The sequence below is a fragment of the Faecalibacterium butyricigenerans genome, from assembly GCF_020687345.1.
Taxonomy (GTDB): Bacteria; Bacillota; Clostridia; order Oscillospirales; family Ruminococcaceae; genus Faecalibacterium; species Faecalibacterium butyricigenerans.
Genome location: NZ_JAJEQL010000072.1, coordinates 1 through 1086 on the forward strand (window position 1 = coordinate 1; position 1086 = coordinate 1086).

The window sequence follows — 1086 nt, forward strand, 5'->3', positions numbered from 1 at the left end:
GGCCCGGTAGCTCAGTTGGTTAGAGCACCAGCCTGTCACGCTGGGGGTCGTCGGTTCGAGCCCGATCCGGGTCGCCACATTTGAAGCGAAAGCTTCTACCTACTTTGAATTTATTTCAGGGCATCATTAAATGATGGGTGCAGGGGTAAATGCACCGAATATGCGGCCGTAGCTCATCTGGTAGAGCGCCACCTTGCCAAGGTGGAGGTAGCGAGTTCGAGCCTCGTCGGCCGCTCCATAAGGAGCAGCAACAGTTGCTCCAAATATGGTGACGTGGCCAAGTGGTAAGGCAAGGGTCTGCAAAACCCTCATCCACCAGTTCAAATCTGGTCGTCACCTCCAAAAGACTCCCGGGTGCTGAGGCATCCGGGATTTTTTGTTTTCCGCTCTCGTTAAATAATCTACTTACGCAAAAAGTCTTGTCTCCCCTCTTCGCTCTGTGCTATGCTAGGCGTGTCCGCAAAAAACGGCTAAGAACTGCATCAACAGAGGAGGATACAGACTCATGCCAGAGTTCCCGCGCAAGGATTTCCAGCTCCATGTGGGCTGGCGCACCATCAAAACTGCCGTCAGTGCCATGCTGGTGGCCATCGTCTACTGTCTCATCGGCCGCAACCCGGCCTTTGCCTGCATCGGCGTCATCTTCGGCATGGGTGTCGATATGCGGGATTCCATCCAGAACGGCGGCAACCGACTGTTCGGCACCCTCATCGGAGGCCTGCTGTCCATCGGTGTGTTCTGGGTGTATCTGCTGTTCTATCCGCAGGGCGGCCACACCGTTTTTCTGGCGGTGCTGCTGGGCGCTGCCACCGTCATCCTCATCCTGCTGTGCCAGTATTTCTGGCCGGGCGGCGTTCAGCCCGGCGGCGTGGTGCTCTGCATCGTGCTGTTCAGCACCCCCATCGAGAGCTATGTGAGCTACGCGCTCAACCGCATCCTCGACACCGCTATCGGCGTCATCGTGGCGCTGCTGGTCAACTACTTCCTCCCCCGCGCCCGGGTCGTGGCCTTCTGGGAGGGACTCAAAGGTCTGTTCCGAATGGGCAGCAAGGTCTGAACGTCTTCGCGCCCCGCTCCGGCGGGGCG

At 58.3% G+C, this 1086-nt stretch carries 1 protein-coding gene and 3 tRNA genes; all 4 read left to right on the forward strand.

All coding sequences use genetic code 11. From position 1 onward, the window contains the following. The 4 genes from LKD23_RS12790 (at position 1) to LKD23_RS12805 (ending at position 1057) form a co-directional block, all read left to right on the forward strand. Positions 1–77, forward strand: a tRNA-Asp gene (locus LKD23_RS12790). Between the two features lie 85 nt (positions 78–162). Next, positions 163–238, forward strand: a tRNA-Gly gene (locus LKD23_RS12795). A 29-nt stretch (positions 239–267) separates the two neighbouring features. Further along, positions 268–342, forward strand: a tRNA-Cys gene (locus LKD23_RS12800). Between the two features lie 163 nt (positions 343–505). Further along, positions 506–1057, forward strand: coding sequence for an FUSC family protein (locus LKD23_RS12805; protein ID WP_227621951.1), 552 nt, complete (start codon positions 506–508; stop codon positions 1055–1057). Positions 1058–1086 lie beyond the last annotated feature (29 nt).